We start from the raw sequence: 18,738 nt of genomic DNA, 5'->3' as shown, positions 1-18,738 counted from the left end.
TCGTCAGCTCGTCGGCATGTCAGCGGAAATCAGTACGTCAGCGGAGGCCGCTGTGCCCGGACCCGCCGTTGCCCCGGCCACCCCGCTCCGGCCCGATCTCGCACCACACCGCCTTGCCCTCGCCGCGCGGCTCCACGCCCCAGCGCGTGGCCAGCGCGTCCAGGAGCAGCAGGCCGCGCCCGGAGGTCGCCGCCTCGCCGGGCGTACGGCGCCGGGGCCAGGCGCTGGAGCGGTCCTGCACCGACAGGCGCACCCGCCGTACCGGCTCCGGCAGCACCTCCAGCGTCAGCACCGCGCCGCCCTCGGTGTGCAGCAGGACGTTCACCAGCAGCTCGCCCGTGATCAGCTCCGCGTCATCGGCGAGCGCGCCCATGTCCCAGTCCCGCAGTGCCTGCGAGACGGCCGCGCGCGCGTCCGACAGGCCCTGCGGATCGGCCTGGTGGATGTACTGGTGGATGCGGGGCGCGCGCGGCGTCCCCGGGTCGGGGCTGCGCCGCAGCACCAGCAGCGCCACGTCGTCGCCCGAACCCCAGCGCTCCCACAGTTGTTCGGAGAGATGGTCGGCGAGCGCCTCCGCCTGCGGCGGCCCGCTGCTGATGGCGTCCGACAGGGCCTGGAAACCCTCGTCGATGTCGGATCCCGGCTGCTCGACCAGACCGTCCGTGCACAGCACCAGCGTCTCGCCCGGAACGAGATCGAGCCGGGTCTCGGGGAACTCCTCGTCGCCGAAGACCGACGCCACGCCCAGCGGCAGCCCGCCGCGCAGCTTCGGAATGCCGACCCGGCCGTCCGTGTGCCGGATCAGCGGGCCCAGATGCCCGGCCCGCACCGCCCGTACCGTCCCGCTCGACAGATCCACCTGCGCGTACGTACAGGTCGCGAACCGGGCCGTGTCCAGCTCGGCGAGGAAACGCGAGGCCCGCGCCAGCACCGTCGAGGGCGCGTGTCCCTCGCCCGCGTACGCCCGCAGCGCGATCCGCAACTGCCCCATGATCGCGGCGGCGTGCGTGTCATGGCCCTGGACGTCGCCGACGACGATTCCGACCCGGCCGCGCGGCAGGGGAACGACGTCGTACCAGTCCCCGCCGACCTGACGGCCGCTCCACGCCGCGTGGTAGCGGACCGCGATCTCCCCGCCGGCGATCTCCGGGATCCGGCGCGGCAGCATCGTCGCCTGGAGCCCCGTGGCCAGCTCCCGCTCCTCGTCGAAGAGGATCGCCCGCTGGAGGGACTGCGCGACGATGGCGGCCAGACCCAGGCAGAGATTGCGCTCGTCTGCGTTGAAGGCCGTACGGGCCCGGTAGAAGAGCGCCATGCCGCCGAGCGAACGGGCCTGCGCGACCAGCGGCAGATACGCGGCGGCTCGGAACTTCAACCGCCCCACGTACGGCGCGAGCGCCGGATAGTCCCGGCCCAGGCCGGCGAAGTTGCTGACGAACAAGGGCCGCCCGCCGAGGACCGTCTCGGCCAGCGGCGTCCCGTGCTCCAGCCGTCGCGTGCGGAAGTCGTCCAGGATCTCCAGCGACTCACCGCTCAGCGCGATGACGTTCACCGACCCGTTCTCGATCAGGCCGAGCGCCAGACCGTCGGCACCGAGCCGGGCCAGACCGCCCGGTCCGGTCAGCGCCGCCGTGACGTCGTCCACGGTCACGGCGCGCGAGAGGGCGTGCGTGGTGCGCTCGACGATGCTCGTCTGCACCTGCCGCCGCTTTTCCAGTTCGAGGACGAAGGCCGAATGGGTGACCTCGGCCGTCGTGTCCCGCACGATCCCCACGATGCGGTGCGCCTGTCCCGTGGCGTCGCGCAGGATGCGGGCCTGCACATGGGTCCACTGCTCGCCGCCGTCCTCGCGCGGAATGCGGAAATGCGCGGTGTACGAGGATCGGCCGCTGGAGAGGGCCTCGCGGATGACCGCGTCCAGCCGGGCGCGCTCGTCCGGCTCGAGCCGGTGCACCAGCGAGACCGGGCGGGAGTCGAACGTCTCCGGGTCCAGCCCGAAGACCAGCAGGCCCGCCTCGTCGACGTCGATCGTCGCGGAGTCCAGGTCCCAGTCGAAGCTGCCGGTGCGGTTCATGGCGAGCCGCTCCATGGGCCCGATCTCGCCGCCGTGCTGCCCGTCCGGTGCCGGGCGCGGCGGCGACCCGATGCGCTGTCGTCGGTCGTCGTCGGTCATCCCCCCCATTGTCGAACCCGGTGACCCGGAATGCCATGGCGACGACACGGCAAACCATCGACACGAAAGGCTGTTTCCGCCACGGGAACCGCCCAGACGGCCGAGCCCGACGGCGCGGGCGGCCCACCTCGCCGCGGGTGCCCGGACCATGGCCCGGACCCGCGGACCCGCGCACGGCACAACTGCCCGAACGCAGGAGCCTCACGGCGCGGGTCGGCAGCCGGCGTGGGTGATGGCCGCGACGCCGCCGACCCGCCGGCGAGGCTGCCGCTCGGGCCGCGCGGCGGCCGCGTGGGGTCATGGCCGCGACGCTGCTGTCCCGCGCGCGGCGCTACTGTCCGGGCGGCCGAGCCCGGCGGCGTGGGGTCGTGGCCGGGACGCTGTCGACCCGCGTGCGGCGCTACTGTCCGGATGGCCGAGCCCGGCGGCGTGGGGTCGTGGCCGGGACGCTGTCGACCTGCGGCGCGGCGCTACTGTCCGGGCGGCCGAGCCCGGCGGCCGGGACGCTGCTGACCTGCGCGCGGCGCAACCGTGCGGACGGATGAGCCCGGCGGCGTGGGGTCATGGCCGCGACGCTGCTGACCCGCCCGCGGCGCTACTGTCCGGACGGACCAGCCTCATGGCTTGGGCGCTTGCCCCGCCGCGGGCATGGGGCCATGGCTCGACACCGCTGCCCCGACCGCGACGCCAACGACCGGCCGCGCGGTGGCCTCTCGGCGCTTCGCGGCCGCGTGCCGATGGCGAAGGCTGCGCGGCTTCGACGACCCCGGCGTCCTCGCGGCCCCGCGCGGCCACGGCCCGGACCCGACGATCGTCCCCGCCCAGGCGGCCGTCCCCGGCGTCACCGTCCGCTTCGCGGACGCCCTCGGCGGCGCCCTCAGCACACTGCGCCACCCGGCGGTAGGGGAGTAGGGCCCGCCACGGCCCCAGGGACTGTCGGTGCCCCGGTGGAGAATGGACCGGTGATCACGGACTACCGCGTACTCGGGCCCACCCGAGCCCATCGGTCGGACGGCGGCGAGGTGCCGCTCAGCGGGCCCCGGCTGCGGGCGCTGCTCGCCGCGCTGGCCGCGGCCGGCGGGCGCGTGGTCGGTGCCGCCGCGCTGACGGAGTGGATCTGGGGGGAGGACGAGGACCCGCCCGCCGACACTCACGCGGCGCTCCAGGCCCTGGTCGGGCGGTTGCGGCGGGCCCTGGGCCGGGACGCCGTCGCCTCCGCGCCCGGCGGCTACCGCCTCGCCGCCGCCCCGGACGCCGTCGACCTCTTCCGCTTCGAACGCCTCGCCGCCGAAGGCTCCGACGCCCTCGCCGCGGGCGACCCCGCCACGGCCGCCCGGCTCCTCGACCACGCCCTCGCCCTGTGGCGCGGCCCGGCCCTCGCCGACCTGCCCGGCCGCGCCGGCGACCCCCTCGTCGTCCGCGCCGAACGCCGCCACACCGATGCCCGCCGCGACCGCCTCGCCGCCGACGTGGCACTCGGCCGCGCCGCCCACACCCTCGTACCGCTCGCCGCCCTCGCCGCCGAACAGCCCCTGGACGAGCCCCTCCAGGCCCTGCGGATCCGCGCCCTGCGGGCGGCCGGACGGCAGGCCGAGGCCCTGCAGGCGTACGAGGACGTCCGTACCGCCCTCGCGGACCGGCTCGGCACCGACCCCGGCCCCGAACTGCGCGCCCTCCACGCCGAACTGCTCATCACATCCCCCAGGCCCCGCCCCGCCCCGCGGGCCCGGCTCACCTCCTTCGTCGGCCGCGACGCCGAACTCACCGACCTCGCCGAGGAGTTGGTCACCCACCGTCTGATCACCCTGCTGGGCACGGGCGGTGTCGGCAAGACCCGGCTCTCCCTGGAGGCTGCCGAGGCCGCCCTGGCCGCCCGCCCCAACGTCTGGACGGACGGCCCGTACGTCGCCGAACTCGCCCCCGTACGTGACGCCGACGGCGTCCCGGAGGCCGTCCTCACCGCACTTGGCGCCCGCGAGACCCACATGTGGGGCGGCGGGTCGCCCGAACCGCAGGGCCCCGACCCGGTGAGCCGGATCGTCGAGCACTGCGGACGCCGCAGGCTGCTCCTCGTCCTGGACAACTGCGAGCACGTCGTGGACGCCGCCGCCCGGCTCGCCGAGACCGTCCTCACCCGCTGCCCCGGCGTCACCATCCTCGCCACCAGCCGCGAACCGCTCGGCGTCCCGGGCGAGACCGTACGCCCCGTCGAACCCCTCCCGCCGCACGTGGCCCTGAGGCTCCTCGCCGACCGCGGCGCCGCCGCCCGCCCCGGCTTCCGCGCCGACGACGACCCCGACGCCTGCGCCGAGATCTGCCGCGGCCTCGACGGACTGCCCCTCGCCATCGAACTCGCCGCCGCCCGGCTGCGCGCCCTCAGCCCGCGCCAGATCGCCGACCGGCTCGACGACCGCTTCAAGCTCCTCAGCAGCGGCGCCCGTACCGTCCTGCCCCGCCAGCAGACGCTGCGCGCGGTCGTCGACTGGTCCTGGGACCTCCTCGACGACGCCGAACGGGCCGTCCTGCGCCGCCTGTCCGTCTTCGCCGGCGGCTGCGCCCTGGCCGAGGCCGAAGCCGTCTGCGCCGAGCCGGGCACCCTCGAACTGATCGGCTCTCTCGTCGACAAGTCGCTCGTCGTCGCCCGCCCCACCCCGGACGGCGACATGCGCTACCACCTGCTGGAGACCGTCGCCGAATACGCCGCCCTGAGGCTGGCGGAGGCCGGCGAGGGGGAGGAGACCGCACGCCGCCATCTGCGGGCCCTGCGCGAGCTGGTCCGCACCGGCGAGCCGGAGCTGCGCGGGCCCGGCCAGGCCGTCTGGCTGCGCCGCTTCGAAACCGAGCACGACAACGTACGGGCCGCGCTGCGCACCGCCACCGAACTCGGCGAGGAGCAGGATGCGCTGTGCCTGGTCCTGTCCATGAGCTGGTTCTGGCAGCTGCGCAACCACCAGAACGACGCACGGGTCTGGTCCGCCGCGGCGGCCGCCCTCGGCCCCGACCCCTTCGCACCGCCCGTACGGCCCGCGGTCGCCCTCACCGCGCGCGTGACCGACACACCGCCGCCGTGGGACGAGGAACAGCTGTGGGAGGCCCGCAGGGGCGGGCGGCTCCTCGTGCTCGCCTCCGAGGGCGGCGACGGCGCCACCGCCCTCCAGCGGCCGGAGACGGTCGCCCGGCTGACCGCCGTCATCGACGCCTACCGGCCGGGACTGCCGCAGAACTGCCGCCAGCCCGGCTCCGTGTGGTTCTTCGCCCGGCTCATGGTCGGCGAGTACCCCGACCTCACCACCACCCTGGACGCGGCCGTCGCCGCCTGCCGCGCCGAGAAACTCGGCTGGGAGCTCGGCTCCCTCCTCCTCATGCGGGCCAAACTCCTCAACGACGCCTCCGGCGACGCCGACGAGGCGCTGGCGCTCTTCCAGGCCGCCCAGGACGCGTGGGGCATCGCCGAGTCGCTCTGCGCGCGTGGCGAGGCCAACGAACGGGCCGGCCGCGACCGGGAGGCGGCCGCGGACTTCGCCGCGGCCATGCGCGCCGCCGCGGACATCGGCGCCCGCACCCAGGTCCCCGTCTTCAAGGCCCGCCTCGCCGGCCTGCGCCTCACCACGGCGAGCGACACCCATGAGCGCGAGCGGGCCGAACGAATGCTCGTCGAGGCCGCCGACGAGGCCGAGGAGTTCAGCCCGGAGGGCGTCTCCACGGCCCGGCTGCTGCTCCTGCACCACTACGCCCGGACGGACCGCCGCGGCCTCGCCCGCGAACAACTGCGCCGCATCGAGGACGGGTTCGGCGACCACACCCCCGGCATGTTCCGCGGTATGGCCCTCGGCCTCCACGGCTGGCTGGACTGCCTCGACGGCGCCTACGAGCGGGCCGCCGCGCACCTCACCCGCGCCGTCCGGGCGCTGGAGCCGCTCGCCTACGTCGTCGCGCCGTACATCGTGGTCGGCCAGTTCCCCGCGGCCGCCTGGGCCAAGGCGGCCGTCGGCCCGGCGGACGACGGCGCCCGCCTCCTCGGCGCGTACGACCGCCACAGCGGCACCCCAGGGGGCCCCGGCTTCCGCCCCTTCGCCGAGGCGACCGAGCGCGCCATCCGCTCCCACGCCGAATCCGCCGCGCGCGCCGCGCTCCCCGCGGCGGACTACGCCCACGCCTACGAGGAGGGCCGCGCCCTGGAAATCCGGGAGGCGGCGGCCCTGGTGTAAGGCTCAGCCCTGCGCGGCTGGGGGTTGCTGCCGGGGGTGAGCCTGAGCTCCTGCGCGGCTGGGGGCTGCCGCTTTGGTGTGGGCGTCGGCCTTGCCCGGTTGGGGGCTGCCGCCGGGTGTGAGGCTCGCCCTGCCCGGTGGGGGTAGCGCCGGTGTGAGCCTCAGCCCTGCGCGGTTGGGGCTGCCGCCTGGTGTGAGCCTGGGCGCCTGCCCGGTTGGAGGTAGCCGCCTGCTGTGCGCCTGAGCTCCTGCCCGGTGGGGGCCGCCTTGGCGTGGACGTCGGCCCTCCTCGCCCGGGGGCAGCCGCTGGTGTGGGCCTCAGCCGTCCTCGCTCGGCGCGGCCCGATGCCGCCGTAGCTCCCGTACCGTCCCGGCCTCGCCCGCGAGCCACGCGCGACCCCGCGCCCGGGCAGGAAGCCGGCCGGGTCACAGCCGCCAGCAGGCTTCCCCGGCGTCCTGGGTCCCGGTGCACCGCACCGCGGCCCGGCCGGCCACAGGGGGCCCGGAGGCTCCCGGGGGTAGTGCCGGCCCGCTGGCCACATGGGCCCCGGGGGCTCCCGGGGTAGCGGCCCGCCGAGGGCCACTTCGACACGCGGTCACCACCCGTCCCGGTGCACCACGCTCCGTACCGGCTTGCGGCTCACCGGACCGAACCGGCCGACCGGCCAGCCCACCGGTATCACCGCGAACGTCCGCACGTCCCTGGGGATCCCCAGCTCCCGCTTCCACTCCCGCTCCAGCATCAGATGCCAGATGGTCAGCGTGGCCGCGAGGCCTAGGCCCCGGGCCGCGAGGAGCAGATTCTGCACGCCCGGATACACGCTCGACGCCTCCGCGAGCACCGAGAAACGGGCCTGCCCGCGCATCAGCCGGGCCAGGCCGCCCGGCCCCAGCGCCGCCGCCGACGCCTTCGCGCCGGCGAGATCGGGCCGCGGGGCCGGATAGCGGTAGCAAGGGATGATCAGGGCCGGGGTGTCGGCGAACCGGTCGCGCTGGTAGCGGACGGCCGCCACCAGCCGCTCATACGACGTCTCGTCCATGCCCCGCGGCGGGTGCTTGCCCGCCGTCGCCAGGTAGGCGTCCACACATCGCTGCCACAGCGGGGCGAGCCGCGCCATCACGGCCCGGTCGGTGACCACGACGTACTGGTAACGCTGCGCGTTCGACCCGCTCGGGCCCCAGACCGCCGCCTGGATCAGCCGGTCGAGGAGCTCCTCGGGCACCGGATCGGGCCGCAGCCGCCGCATCGCGCGCGTGGTGGACATGATGTCGAAGAGACCGGGATCGTCGTCGGCGGCCAGGCGTTGATCATCGCTCATGACCGCGGAGCATAGGACCGCAGGGGGCCACCGCCGCGCCCGGATGCGGGACCGGTGGCAGGAAACGAGAATGACGTCATCCGGACGAACGAGGAGGCGGCATGAACGCTGAGTCCGATTCGACCTCGAAGCGGCAGGGCCCGACCCCCGACAGCATCCTGCACACCGGCTCGGAGGGCGAATTCGCCGCCGAGGATCTGGTGCTGGCGTCGGGCCGGGACATCACACCCGAGAACCTCGCCTGGGCCGAGCGGCGTATGGCCGAAAGAGGCCGGGCATCCCTCGACGAGCTGTTGCCCTGACAGCGGCGCCGCCGCTGTAGACCCGATCGATCCGCAGGGCGCCGCCGCCCCGGGCGGCGGCGCACACCTCTGTCCCGGCCCGCCCGCGCCTGATCAGGAGGCCGCCGGGGCCACCCCCGCCAGGTCCAGCAACCGGTGCATCAGCTCCACCGGCAGGGAGGGATTGAACGCGGCCGCCTCGGGCTCCCCGTCCTCGTCGAGCAGCTCGACCAGCCGCCCGTACGGCAGCCGCGGATCGCGCGCGGCATGGGCGCGGACCCAGCGTGCCGGGTCGTGCGACAGGCGCTCGATCAGCTCGGGACCCCCCTCCGGGTCGAAGAACGCCGCGTACCGCAAGCACTCGTCCGGGTCGTCCGCGAACCGTGCGAGGCCCGGGCGGGCGAAGTGGGGGCGGTGGACGAGGGAGCCTTTGCTCAGCCCGTTCCAGCTCCTGAGCATGTCCACGAGCAGCTCGTGCGGGGCCTGCTTGCCCTCGCACAGCGTCAGCCGGACGAAGAAGTCCTCGTCCGACGCCAGCAACTCGACTACGTCGTCGGGGAGTTCGGGTGCCTCGGCGACGGCCCGGCGCAGCAGTACGTGCGAGGAGGCGGCCAGCTCCCGCAGCGCCTCCGGGTCCCCGTACCGCTCCTTGATCCAGTCCGGCACGCGATGCCGGCCCTCGGGCACGGTGTAGTCGATCGCGGCGCGCTGCTCCTCGGCCAGGTCGGCGCGGAGCGAGAGGCTCAGCCGGACCCAGTCGTCGGGGTCGGCGGCGAGCGAGAGGGCCAGGTCCCTGGGCACGTGCGGATTACGGGCCGCCCCGGCGCGTATCCCGGCATCCTCGTGCGTCACGAGCAGCCGGGCGAGGTCCTCGTCGGCGGCGGCCTCGTACGCGGCGTCCCGGCGGCGCCGCCCGTCCTCCTCAGCCTCGAACGCCTCGAACGCCTCGAACGCCTCGACCGTCGTCGGCAGCGGAGCCTCGACCCGGGTGGCCCGCTCGACCGCCTTGCGCACCCCCGGATCGGGGTCGGCCTCGGCGGCGGCGCGCACCTCCGGCCGCAGCCGGGGCCAGCTCCAGGCGGAGAGCGCGGCGGCCCGTACCCGCGGGTCGGAGTCCTCGGCCAGAGCCAGTGCCTCGTCCTCGGGCAGCCCGGGGAGCCCCACGGCCCAGTGGCGCACCCTCGGCTCCGGGTCATGGGCGAGCTTCCGTACGGTGTCGAGGCCCAGCTCGACACCGTAGTGATCCGCCGTGAGCACGACGCCGGCCCGGACCCGGGGTTGTGGGTCCGCGGCCAGCAGCCTGAGCACCACCGGGTCCGGGTTCTCGGCGAGCATCCGGCGGGCCTTCGGGTCGGGGTGGGCCGCGGCGGCCCGCGCAGCCGCCGGAGTCAGCCGGCTCCAACTCAGCCAGCGCCCCTCCCCGGGCAGGGGGTCCACGGTGAAGACCCGCCGGGCGACGGACGCCGGGGCCGCCTTGTTCACGGCGAGCCCCAGGATCCACGCCGCGTGCAGCGCCGTCCTCCCGCGCAACTCGTCGAGTGCCGCGGCCCGTTCGGGTTCCGTCGCGTCCGGGTCCGCGAACGCCGTCCGCATCAGCTGATCTCCCATGAGCGTGATCCTCTCAGCCTCCCCGGGACGCGCCCCGCACCCCCCTTCCGGATTGCTGAAACAGGTTCTACTCTTGCGCCCGCCGCGGTGAACCGGCGCGGACGGCGGACATGAGCGCGAGACGACGCCTGGAGGGGCCGTGCACCTCGAATACACGCCTGAACAGCAGCGGTTGCGCACCGAACTGCGCGCCTACTTCGACGTACTGGTCCCCGACAACGTCTACGCCCGCTACGCCGACCCCGCCGCCCAGAAGCGCTTCTACCGCGAGACCATCCGCCGTCTCGGCGCGGACGGCTGGCTCGGGGTCGGCTGGCCGAAGGAGTACGGCGGACGCGGACTGACCCCGATGGAACAGTTCATCTTCTTCGACGAGGCCGCCCAGGCCGGCGTACCCCTGCCGCTGATGGCGCTCAACACCGTCGGCCCCACGATCATGCGGTTCGGCACGGCCGAGCAGAAGGCGTACTTCCTGCCGAAGATCCTCTCCGGAGAGATCGACTTCGCGATCGGTTACAGCGAACCCGACGCGGGCACGGACCTCGCCGCGCTCAAGACCCGGGCCGTCCGGGACGGCGACGAGTACGTCGTCGACGGCCAGAAGATCTGGACCACCAACGGCGACACCGCCGACTGGGTCTGGCTCGCCGTCCGCACCGACCCCGACGCCCCGCCCCACAGGGGCATCACGATGCTGCTGGTGCCGACGTCCGACCCGGGCTACTCCTGCACCCTCATCAACACCCTCGCCTCGCACGACACCACCGCCAGCTACTACGAGAACATCCGTGTCCCCGTCACCCGCCGCGTCGGCGAAGAGAACCAGGGCTGGCGGCTGATCACCAACCAGCTCAACCACGAGCGCGTCACCCTCGCCGCCCACGGCACGATGGCCATCCGTGCCCTCCACGACGTCCAGCGCTGGGCCGCCGACACCAAACTCGCCGACGGCCGCCGCGTCGTCGACCTCGCCTGGGTCAGAAGGCGCCTCGCGCAGACCCACACCCGCCTCGACGCCATGAAGCTCCTCAACTGGCAGATGGTGAACGCCGTCCAGACCGGCACGCTCACCCCCCAGGACGCCTCCGCCGTCAAGGTGTACGGCTCCGAGGCCCGCCGCGACGCCTACGCCTGGCTGATGGAGATCGTCGCGGCGGCCGGCGCCCTCAAGGAGGGCTCGGCGGGCGCGGTCCTCCACGGCGAACTGGAACGCGGCTACCGCTCGGCCGTCATCTTCACCTTCGGCGGCGGCAACAACGAGATCCAGCGCGAAATCATCTCCTGGATCGGCTTGGGCATGCCGCGCGTACGCCGCTGAGACGCTGTGACGACAGACGATGGTTGGCACCTACCGAGGCTAGTGTTCGCCGAAATCGACACTGGTCAGCCTGGCGTCGCTGCCGAGCTCGTGTGGAGGCTCAGACGGAGCTGCGGGCCTCTTCGAAGTCCGGCTCTGGTATCGGGCCCTTCTTCTTTCCGCCAGCAGGCAAGGTAATCAGCAGCACAGCTGCTCCGAGGAGTGCGATGACCGCGATCCAGCCCGCGCCGACGTGCATAGCATGGATGAACGCATCATCAGCAGCCTGGGCGAGAGCGGGCCGGTGGATAGCGGTGGCGACGTGGCGGGCCTGTTCGGCGGAGACTCGCGCCTGATCCTGCACCGGACCGGGTGCACCCTCCAGCGAAGGTTCGATCGCACGTCGGTACGTGATCGACATGATCGTGCCGCCTACTGCGATTCCGATCACACTGCCGGTTTGCCGCACGGTATTGGTGACGGCCGATCCTGCACCGGCCTGGTCCAACGGCAGGTTGCTGATCAATGCGGCCGTAACGGGGCCGATCACCATGCCGATCGAGAGGCCCTGTATCAACAACAGGATCTCGATCCAGACGAGTGGAGTGTGGAGTCCGAGGAACCCGTACCCGCCCATGGTCAGCGCAGCCACGGTTAGCGCCGGCACGGTGACAAGGCGTAGCGACAGGCGGCGAACCAGGCGCGTGGCGAGGGGCGCCCCCGCGAGCGCGCCGAATGCGGTCGGGATATTGGCCAAACCCGCCTTCATCGGCGAAAATCCGAGCGCGCCTTGCAGGTAGAACGCGTTGTAGAAGGTGATGGCGGCCACAGCAAAGAGCAGTAATCCGAGCGCCACATTGCCGCCACCGAATGTGCGTTGCGCGAGCAGGCGCGGATCAAAGCTGGGCACCTTGACACGCAGTTCGACGAGTACGAAAACGGCCAGCAGAACCAGACCGGCAACGATCGGCGCCCAGACGTCGGTACGACTCCATACAGCCACTTGCCCCGCCCGGATCAGCCCGTAGGCCAACGCCACGAGCCCACTGATCGACAGCAACATTCCAGCGGGGTCCAGTGGCCGCAGAGTGGGGCTGCGGAAATTCGGAACCAGCACGGCGAGCCCGACCAACGCCAATACCGCGACCGGGACATTGATCAGAAAGACCGAGCCCCACCAGAAATGATCGAGCAGGAACCCCGCCAGCACCGGGCCGGCAGCCATTCCGACACCGGCCGACGTCGAGAAAATGCCGATCGCGGCAGCCCGCGCTGGGCCGGTAAAGGTCCACATAAGGATGGCCAACATGGCGGGCGTGATCAGCGCGCTGCCCACCCCCATCGCGGCTCGAGCCGCAATCAGCTGGCCCGCATCGCTTGCGCACGCCGCCCACAGCGAGGACCCGGCGAAGATCACCAACCCACTGGAAAACACAGTCCGGTGACCGAACCGATCGCCCAATGCGCCTGCAGTGAACATTAATGTGGCGAAGGCCAGAGTGTACGAACCGGTCGCCCATTGCAGCTGACCGGGATTGGCCCCCAGTCCATGGATCGGGTCTGCAAGGGTCTCCAGCGTAGTACTCAGGACGGTATTGTCCAGCCAAATCAGCAGCGAACACAACATGAGAACGGCAAGAATCAACTGCTGCCTGAACTTCGGCAACGTTGGAGGCGCGGTCATGAATACCTTCAGATATCGATCGGCGGGAACCTGAACGACTGGACCATAAGCAAACCCCACGACGCCGTCAAGTTTGGAGTTTCTTGTCAATACTGTTGCGGCTGAACGCACTATATGCCCTCTGCCGGATTTGCAGACTGAACAATTTTGTGCCCTCTGGTGATTTGCGAGTTGAAGGATTTCATGGCTTCCGGAGGGTTGCGACTGGGCGGATTTAATGCCCTCCAGTTACCGAGCACCATTCTTGAGCGATGATCGAGCCCCATGTCTCGCTGGCCAACGACCAGCCTTGCAGCGCCTGGCGGCGTCGCCGGTAGTCGATCGGGTGAGCTTCGGTGTGTTCAAGTACCGCGACTTCACCGACAGGCGGTGGGGGCGGGAGTTCCGCGGGTTCCTGTACGGGCGGGCGTGGACGCACGCGGAGGGGCCGGTGGCGCTGTTCAACCACGCGGTGACGTGGCTGCGCAAGAACCGGGTGCTGCTGCCGGGGGTGTCGGTGCTGGCCCGGCAGGTGCCGGAGGCCCGTACGGCGGCCGAGCGCCGGCTGTACGAGGCGGTGGCCCGTGCCGCGCACCGGGCCGATCCCGCGCTCGCGCCGGCTCAGGCGGAGCCAGCGGCCCCGGCCAGGACCTGCGCGCCCCTTCCGGGACCCGGAGGCCGCGGAGGACGACGAGGATTGACGGTCGGCGCAACGAGTGACCTGGCCACTCGTTGCGCCCCGCGGGGCCTGGCATCCGGCTTGTTGTGACGCCTTCGCGGCAGGCGTCACAACAAGTCGGGTGCACTCTCCTGGGCGGGATCCTTGGATGCCAGGCGATCTGGACCGCCGGCCGGGGCGGCCGCACGCAGCGCCGCTTCGACCCGGCGGTTGCTGGTCATGGATGCCGTGACGGCCGTCATCGCCAGGAGGAGGACGGCGGCGGCGTAGAGCGGGGAGCGGATGTCGTAGGTGGTGGCCAGCCAGCCGCCGAGGAAGGCCCCGATGGGGGCGGCGCACATGGCCAGCATGCGGGAGGTGGAGGCGACCCGGCCCATGAGGTGGGCCGGGACGATCGCCTGCCGGAGGGAGGGCCCGAGCACCATCGTGGCGCCCATGCCGGCCCCGCAGACGGCGAGCGCCAGCCCGGCCACGTACGGGTTGGGGGCAGCGGCCAGGCCCAGGATGGCAAGCCCTTCGACTGCGGCCGTGCAGGTCAGTGCGGTGCCGGTACCGAGTCGTCGGCCAAGGTAGGAGGCGATGCCCGCACCGAGCAGACCGCCGGTGGCCTCCGCCGTGAGGAGCAGGCCGAAGCCGAAGGTGTCGATGCCGAGGCGATCGTGCGCGAAGAGGGCGAGGACGGTCTCCACGGCGAGGAAGGCGACGTTCCCGACCGCCGGACGCAGCGCGAGCCCGAGCAGCAACCGGTCCCGGAAGACGTACGAGGCCCCCGTCCGCGCCTGCCGAAGCAGCGACTCGCGGACCTCCGGCACGGGCCGGGGCATGGCGGGCAGCGTACGTACGAGCAGTGCGGAGAGCATGAACGACACCGCGTCGGCTAGCAGCGGAACCGCCCGCCCGAGCACGAGCAGCGCACTGCCCGCAGGCGGCCCCGCGAAGCCGGACATGGCGGTCTGGGCGCCGCGCAAGCGAGAGTTGGCGCGCTCCAAGAGTGCGGGGTCGCGGCCGAGTAGATCCGGGAGATAGGCCGTGGCGGCCGTATCGAAGAAGAGTCCGCCGAGGCCAAGCAGGAAGGCGACGGCCGCGAGCAGCGGAATGCTCAGCACGTCGAGCGCGGCCGCTGCCGCCGGTATCGCGAGCAGCACCGCACGCGCCGCGTCCATGCCCCACATCGTGCGCCGGCGGTCCCAGCGGTCCACCAGCGCACCGCCGAGCACCCCGAAGAGCAGCCACGGCAGCGTCCCGGCGGCCGTGACGACGGCGAGCGCCATCGGATCCCGCGTCAACGTCAACGCGAGCAGCGGCAGCGCGGCATGCGACACCCCGTCACCGAGCGAGGACACCGTCTGCGCGGTCCACAGCCGTCCGAACCCGGCTGGCAACTTCCGAACGTCTGAGGTCACTTGGCGCCCCCCTCGGCCTGCTCGCGCGGTGCCGGGTGGAACAGTGCGAAGACGAGTGACGCGTCCGGCAGCGACGGATCGGACAGCTCCTGGTACTCGTCCGCCAGAGCCTGCAACCGCGCTCCCAGCTGTGCGAACTGCTCCTCGGTGAGCCGCAGGTGCGCCATCCGTACGTGCCGCTCATCCACCGGCGACGCCTCCAGGTCCGCCACCGCATGGCGCATCAGCACATCCGGCCCTCCCTCGCCCGGATCCGGCAGCGCGATCGCCCGCGCGGCCATCGCGTAGTACCGCTCGGTGACACCCCGCACCTTCCGCGTCCGTACCACCTTCACCAGGCCGGCCCGCTCCAGCAGCCGTACGTGATAGCTGGAACTCCCCTTCGCAAGGCCCACCCGCTCGGCGATCTGCGTGATCGTCGCGGGCTCGAAGCGGAGCGCGGCCATGATCCGGTGGCGCGTGAGATTGGAGACGGCGCGCAGCTGCTCGTCAGTGGTGACGTGAAACGTCTCGGGAAGATCATCGGTAGGCATGCGAGCAATGGTCAACGATTCTTGACCATTGAGCAAGGGGATTTCGCGCGGACTTCCAGAACCTGCTGTCGGCGCGCGAGACCTTCCGTCAAAGCCCCCACCCCGCTGCCGATCCGGGGAGCTGTAGGTCAATCGGCCTTCGCCGAAGCGACGCCGTGCTTCCCGTTCGAGTGGGGCCCACCCATTACCTACGGAGCCCAGGCCCGGGTGCGGCTAACGGCGGGAACCAAGAGCCGCAGTCCGGACGCTGCGCTCCCGGTGGCGACCGCGTCCCTGCGGAGCCGGGCGGCTTCCCCCGGGCGAACGTGTTCTCCGTCTTCTCGATGGCATCCAGCACCATCGTGGTGCGTGTGATCGGGTCAGCCCGGTCCCACTTCTCGGCGGTCTCCATGTTGGGGATGAACAGGCGCTGTTTGCCCCTTCGTTGGGCGTATGACCGCAAGAATCGTCGCGATGAGTGAAAGCGCGGCAAGGCCGGCGAAGAGATGCCCGTAGCCGCCGAGCGGTCCGGCGAGGGCGGCTCCGGCCCAAGGGGCGAGGGCTGCGGCGATGTGGGCGGGGGCGCCGAGGAGGGCGGAGAGACGGCCGTAGTGGGTGGTGCCCCAGCGGTCGGTGACCGCAGTGGCCTGGAGGAGGGTGAGGTTTCCTCGGACGACCCCTGCCAGGATCGCGACGATGACCAGCAGTGGAATGGGGCCCGGGATGAGGGCCAGGGCTGCCGTCGTGGCGCCGCCAAGGCCAATGAGCGTGGCCGTGCGGGTCGTGACGGACGTGCGGGCGGACAGGCTTCCGTACAAACTGCGGCCGAGGGTCTGACCCGCGCCGCCGAGTCCCAGAGCCCAGGCTGCCGTGGACGGACTGGCCCCCCGTTCGGTGAGGAGTGGGATCAGACCCATCACGACGGCGTACATGGCGAAGCTGGACAGGGTGAAGGCTGCGGCCAGCAGGAGGAAGGGGCGGCTGCGGGGGATCGGGGTGCGATCGTTCGTCGATGGGGTGGGTGGGGCTGCCGGCCAGGGAGCCCGTAGGGCGAGGGCGTGGGCGGGAATGGTGATGGCGGCGAGGATCACGGCCAGTACGACGTAGGTCTGGCGCCAGGTGAGGTGCTCGGCAAGGGCGGCGGTGAGCGGGGCGAAGGCGGTGGAGGCGAGGCCCCCGGCGAGGGTGACGATCGTCAGGGCCCGGACGCGGTCGGGTCCCCACCACCGGGTGATGGCGGCGAACGCGGGCGGGTAGAAGGTGGCCGCCATCGTGACTCCGGCGAGTAGCCAACCGAGCGTGAAGACCGCCAGGTTGGGGGCGGCGGCGATGAGCACGATCGCGAGTGCCCCGAGGACGGAGCCTGCGGTCATCACGGCCCTGGGCCCTCGGCGGTCGAGGATGCGGCCGACCGGGATCCCGACGGCGCCGGAGACGAGCAGGGCGAGGGAGAAGGCGGCCGTGGCCGCGTTCGCGGACCAGCCGGTGTCGGCCGTCAGGCGTGGGAGCAGGACCGGGAAGGCGTAGTAGAGGATGCCCCAGCTGGTGATCTGGGTGGCGCAGAGCGCAGGCAGGACGGCGCGTGGCCGCGACCGGACCCTCGTCCCGGCCCCGGCCACACCGTCGTGCAGATCGGCCACTTCGAGGGTCAGCAGCCGCCGGAGACGGTGGCGGGGGCGCCGATGGTGAGGGTGGCCGGGGCCGCGCAGCAGCCGCCACCGCTGTTCTCGGCGGCCTCGGGCGCGTCGAACAGGCCCGCACCGCCGCAGACCCCGGTCTCGGGAAGGACCAGCTCGACACGTTCGGCGGACTCTTGGTCGCCGGCGAGGGCGGCGGCGATGGAGCGGACCTGCTCGTAGCCGGTCATGGCGAGGAAGGTGGGGGCGCGACCGTACGACTTCATGCCGACGAGGTAGACGTCCTTCTCCGGGTGGGAGAGCTCGTTGACGCCGTGGGGGTAAACGGTGCCGCAGGAGTGCTGGTTGGGGTCGATCAGCGGGGCGAGCTCGGTCGGAGCCTGGAGGCGCTCGTCCAGGCCGAGGCGCAGCTCGGCGAGGAAGGAGAGGTCGGGGCGGAAGCCGGTCAGGACGATGACCTCGTCGACCGGGTCGAGACGGCGGCCGTCCTCGGCGACCAGGACCAGCTGCTCGCCGTTGCGCTCGACGGTGTTCGTACGGAAGCCGGTCACCGCGTCGGCGTAGCCGTTGTCGACGGCAGCCTTGGCGGCGAGACCGAGGGCTCCGCGGGCGGGCAGCTGGTCGGCTTCCCCGCCGCCGAAGGTGGAGCCGCTGATCCCGCGGCGCAGGACCCACGTGGTGTGCGTGCCCGCTTCCTCCTTCGCCAGGTCCGCCAGATAGGCGAGTGCGGTGAAGGCGGAGGCGCCGGAGCCGATGACGGCGGTGCGCTTGCCGGCGTAGCGGGCGCGGGCGGCCGGGTCCTTGAGGTCGGGGACGCGGTAGGAGATCCGGTCGGTGGCGGAGCGCTCGCCGAGTGCGTGCAGGCCGTCGCCGCCGATGGGGCTGGGGGTGGACCAGGTGCCGGAGGCGTCGATGACGGCGCGGGCGGTGAGCCGCTCCTCGGTTCCGTCGGCATGGGTGATGTGGATGGTGAAGGGCTGCTGCTCGCGGCCGGCGTCGACGACCCGGTCGCGGCCCAGGCGGGAGACACCCGTGACGCGGGCCCCGAAGCGGACCCGCTCCCCGCCCAGTACGTCGGCGAGCGGCCGGAGGTAGCGCTCGGTCCAGTCGCCGCCGGTCGGGTAGGTGTCCGCGTTCGGCTTGACCCAGCCCGTGGGGGCGAGCAGCTTCTCGGCGGCGGGGTCGACCACTTCGCCCCAGGTGGAGAACAGCCGTACGTGGCTCCACTCGCCCACTGCCCTTCCGGCGCGCGCACCGGCCTCCAGGACCAAGGGCTCGAGGCCCTGGTCGACAAGGTGGGCGGCGGCGGCCAGGCCGATGGGGCCCGCTCCGATGACGACGACGGGCAGATCGGTGTTGGCAGGCGCGTTCACGGTCGACTCCTCGGTGTTTCGACATCCGTCGATGCTTGCGTCCTCAGGATGGCACCTGATTCGATGAGCGTCAACATAGACATTCATCGAAACGGGAGATCGTTGATGGAGTCGGCGGGGTCGTGGCCGCAGGGCTATGGCAGCTCACGCTGCCGCGGGCTTTGGCTGCCGAGGGGCCTCTCGGGCTAGTTCGACATGTGTCAACATAGATGCATGTCGAATACGAAGGTGCTGCCGCTGCTGGAGCCGGATGGCGTCGTCCCGTGCTGCCCGCCGCTGACCGAGCGCCCGCTGACCGCCGACGAGGCTGATCGCACGGCCACGATGTTCAAGGCCCTGGGGGATCCGGTACGGCTGCGGCTCTTCTCGGCCGTCGCCTCCCACGAAGGCGGCGAGGCGTGCGTCTGCGACATTTCCGATGTCGGTGTCTCCCAGCCGACCGTCTCTCACCATCTGAAGAAGCTCAAAGAGGCCGGGCTGCTCTCCTCCGAGCGGCGCGGCACCTGGGTGTACTACCGCGTGGAACCGTCCGTTGTCGCGGCCATGGGCGCCGTTCTGGGGGGTGCGGCCAAGGGAGCGTGACTC

General features: G+C 72.4%; 13 protein-coding genes and 1 pseudogene. 6 read left to right on the top strand and 8 right to left on the bottom strand.

Features of this window, described 5'->3' with window-relative positions; genetic code table 11:
* Positions 1-37 precede the first annotated feature (37 nt).
* Entirely contained in the window at positions 38-2,173 is a 2,136-nt protein-coding gene (locus ACZ7LT_RS29940) for a SpoIIE family protein phosphatase (protein WP_471239246.1), read from the bottom strand.
* Between the two features lie 705 nt (positions 2,174-2,878).
* Here ACZ7LT_RS29940 and ACZ7LT_RS29935 point away from each other — a divergent pair.
* Both ACZ7LT_RS29935 and ACZ7LT_RS29930 read left to right on the top strand, forming a co-directional pair.
* Positions 2,879-3,085, top strand: a complete 207-nt coding sequence (locus ACZ7LT_RS29935; protein WP_471239245.1) for a hypothetical protein — start codon at positions 2,879-2,881, stop codon at positions 3,083-3,085.
* Positions 3,086-3,135: 50 nt separating this feature from the next.
* A complete protein-coding gene (locus ACZ7LT_RS29930; RefSeq protein WP_471239244.1) occupies positions 3,136-6,381 on the top strand; it encodes an ATP-binding protein in 3,246 nt (1,081 codons plus the stop codon).
* A gap of 596 nt (positions 6,382-6,977) precedes the next feature.
* On the opposite strand, the gene ACZ7LT_RS29925 is transcribed toward ACZ7LT_RS29930, so the two are convergent.
* Positions 6,978-7,700 (bottom strand): nitroreductase family protein, encoded by a 723-nt coding sequence (locus ACZ7LT_RS29925; protein WP_471239243.1) that lies wholly within the window; start codon positions 7,698-7,700, stop codon positions 6,978-6,980.
* Positions 7,701-7,801: 101 nt separating this feature from the next.
* Here ACZ7LT_RS29925 and ACZ7LT_RS29920 point away from each other — a divergent pair, with 101 nt between their 5' ends.
* On the top strand, positions 7,802-8,002 hold the full coding sequence (locus ACZ7LT_RS29920) for a hypothetical protein (protein WP_019884044.1): 201 nt from the start codon (positions 7,802-7,804) through the stop codon (positions 8,000-8,002).
* Positions 8,003-8,095: 93 nt separating this feature from the next.
* On the opposite strand, the gene ACZ7LT_RS29915 is transcribed toward ACZ7LT_RS29920, so the two are convergent.
* Positions 8,096-9,589: a HEAT repeat domain-containing protein gene (locus ACZ7LT_RS29915; RefSeq protein WP_471239242.1), complete on the bottom strand. Its 1,494-nt coding sequence runs from the start codon at positions 9,587-9,589 to the stop codon at positions 8,096-8,098.
* 139 nt (positions 9,590-9,728) lie between these two features.
* On the opposite strand from ACZ7LT_RS29915, the gene ACZ7LT_RS29910 reads away from it, so the two are divergent.
* Positions 9,729-10,907: an acyl-CoA dehydrogenase family protein gene (locus ACZ7LT_RS29910; protein WP_471239241.1), complete on the top strand. Its 1,179-nt coding sequence runs from the start codon at positions 9,729-9,731 to the stop codon at positions 10,905-10,907.
* A 100-nt stretch (positions 10,908-11,007) separates the two neighbouring features.
* On the opposite strand, the gene ACZ7LT_RS29905 is transcribed toward ACZ7LT_RS29910, so the two are convergent.
* Positions 11,008-12,570, bottom strand: a complete 1,563-nt coding sequence (locus tag ACZ7LT_RS29905) for an MFS transporter (RefSeq protein WP_471239240.1) — start codon at positions 12,568-12,570, stop codon at positions 11,008-11,010.
* Positions 12,571-12,907: 337 nt separating this feature from the next.
* Between ACZ7LT_RS29905 and ACZ7LT_RS29900 the strand changes: the two are divergent.
* A pseudogene (locus ACZ7LT_RS29900) lies at positions 12,908-13,162 on the top strand (DUF4158 domain-containing protein); the annotation flags it as partial.
* Positions 13,163-13,335: 173 nt separating this feature from the next.
* Here the strand turns inward: ACZ7LT_RS29900 and ACZ7LT_RS29895 are convergent.
* The 4 genes from ACZ7LT_RS29895 to ACZ7LT_RS29880 all read right to left on the bottom strand — a co-directional run bounded on the left by ACZ7LT_RS29895 (position 13,336) and on the right by ACZ7LT_RS29880 (position 18,153).
* Positions 13,336-14,610: an MFS transporter gene (locus tag ACZ7LT_RS29895; RefSeq protein WP_471239239.1), complete on the bottom strand. Its 1,275-nt coding sequence runs from the start codon at positions 14,608-14,610 to the stop codon at positions 13,336-13,338.
* A gap of 17 nt (positions 14,611-14,627) precedes the next feature.
* Entirely contained in the window at positions 14,628-15,164 is a 537-nt protein-coding gene (locus ACZ7LT_RS29890; RefSeq protein WP_471239238.1) for an ArsR/SmtB family transcription factor, read from the bottom strand.
* Positions 15,165-15,523: 359 nt separating this feature from the next.
* Positions 15,524-16,783 carry an MFS transporter gene (locus ACZ7LT_RS29885; RefSeq protein ID WP_471239237.1) on the bottom strand — a complete coding sequence of 420 codons (1,260 nt, stop codon included), beginning with the start codon at positions 16,781-16,783 and terminating at the stop codon, positions 15,524-15,526.
* Positions 16,784-16,791: 8 nt separating this feature from the next.
* Positions 16,792-18,153 (bottom strand): NAD(P)-binding domain-containing protein, encoded by a 1,362-nt coding sequence (locus ACZ7LT_RS29880; protein WP_471239236.1) that lies wholly within the window; start codon positions 18,151-18,153, stop codon positions 16,792-16,794.
* Positions 18,154-18,366: 213 nt separating this feature from the next.
* Here ACZ7LT_RS29880 and ACZ7LT_RS29875 point away from each other — a divergent pair, with 213 nt between their 5' ends.
* A complete protein-coding gene (locus ACZ7LT_RS29875; RefSeq protein ID WP_471239235.1) occupies positions 18,367-18,735 on the top strand; it encodes an ArsR/SmtB family transcription factor in 369 nt (122 codons plus the stop codon).
* The last annotated feature ends 3 nt before the right edge of the window (positions 18,736-18,738 follow it).

This window comes from Streptomyces sp. NPDC039465 (assembly GCF_055639315.1).
The sequence above is the reverse complement of the archived record's forward strand: the minus strand, read 5'-3'. Positions and strand labels throughout refer to the sequence as shown.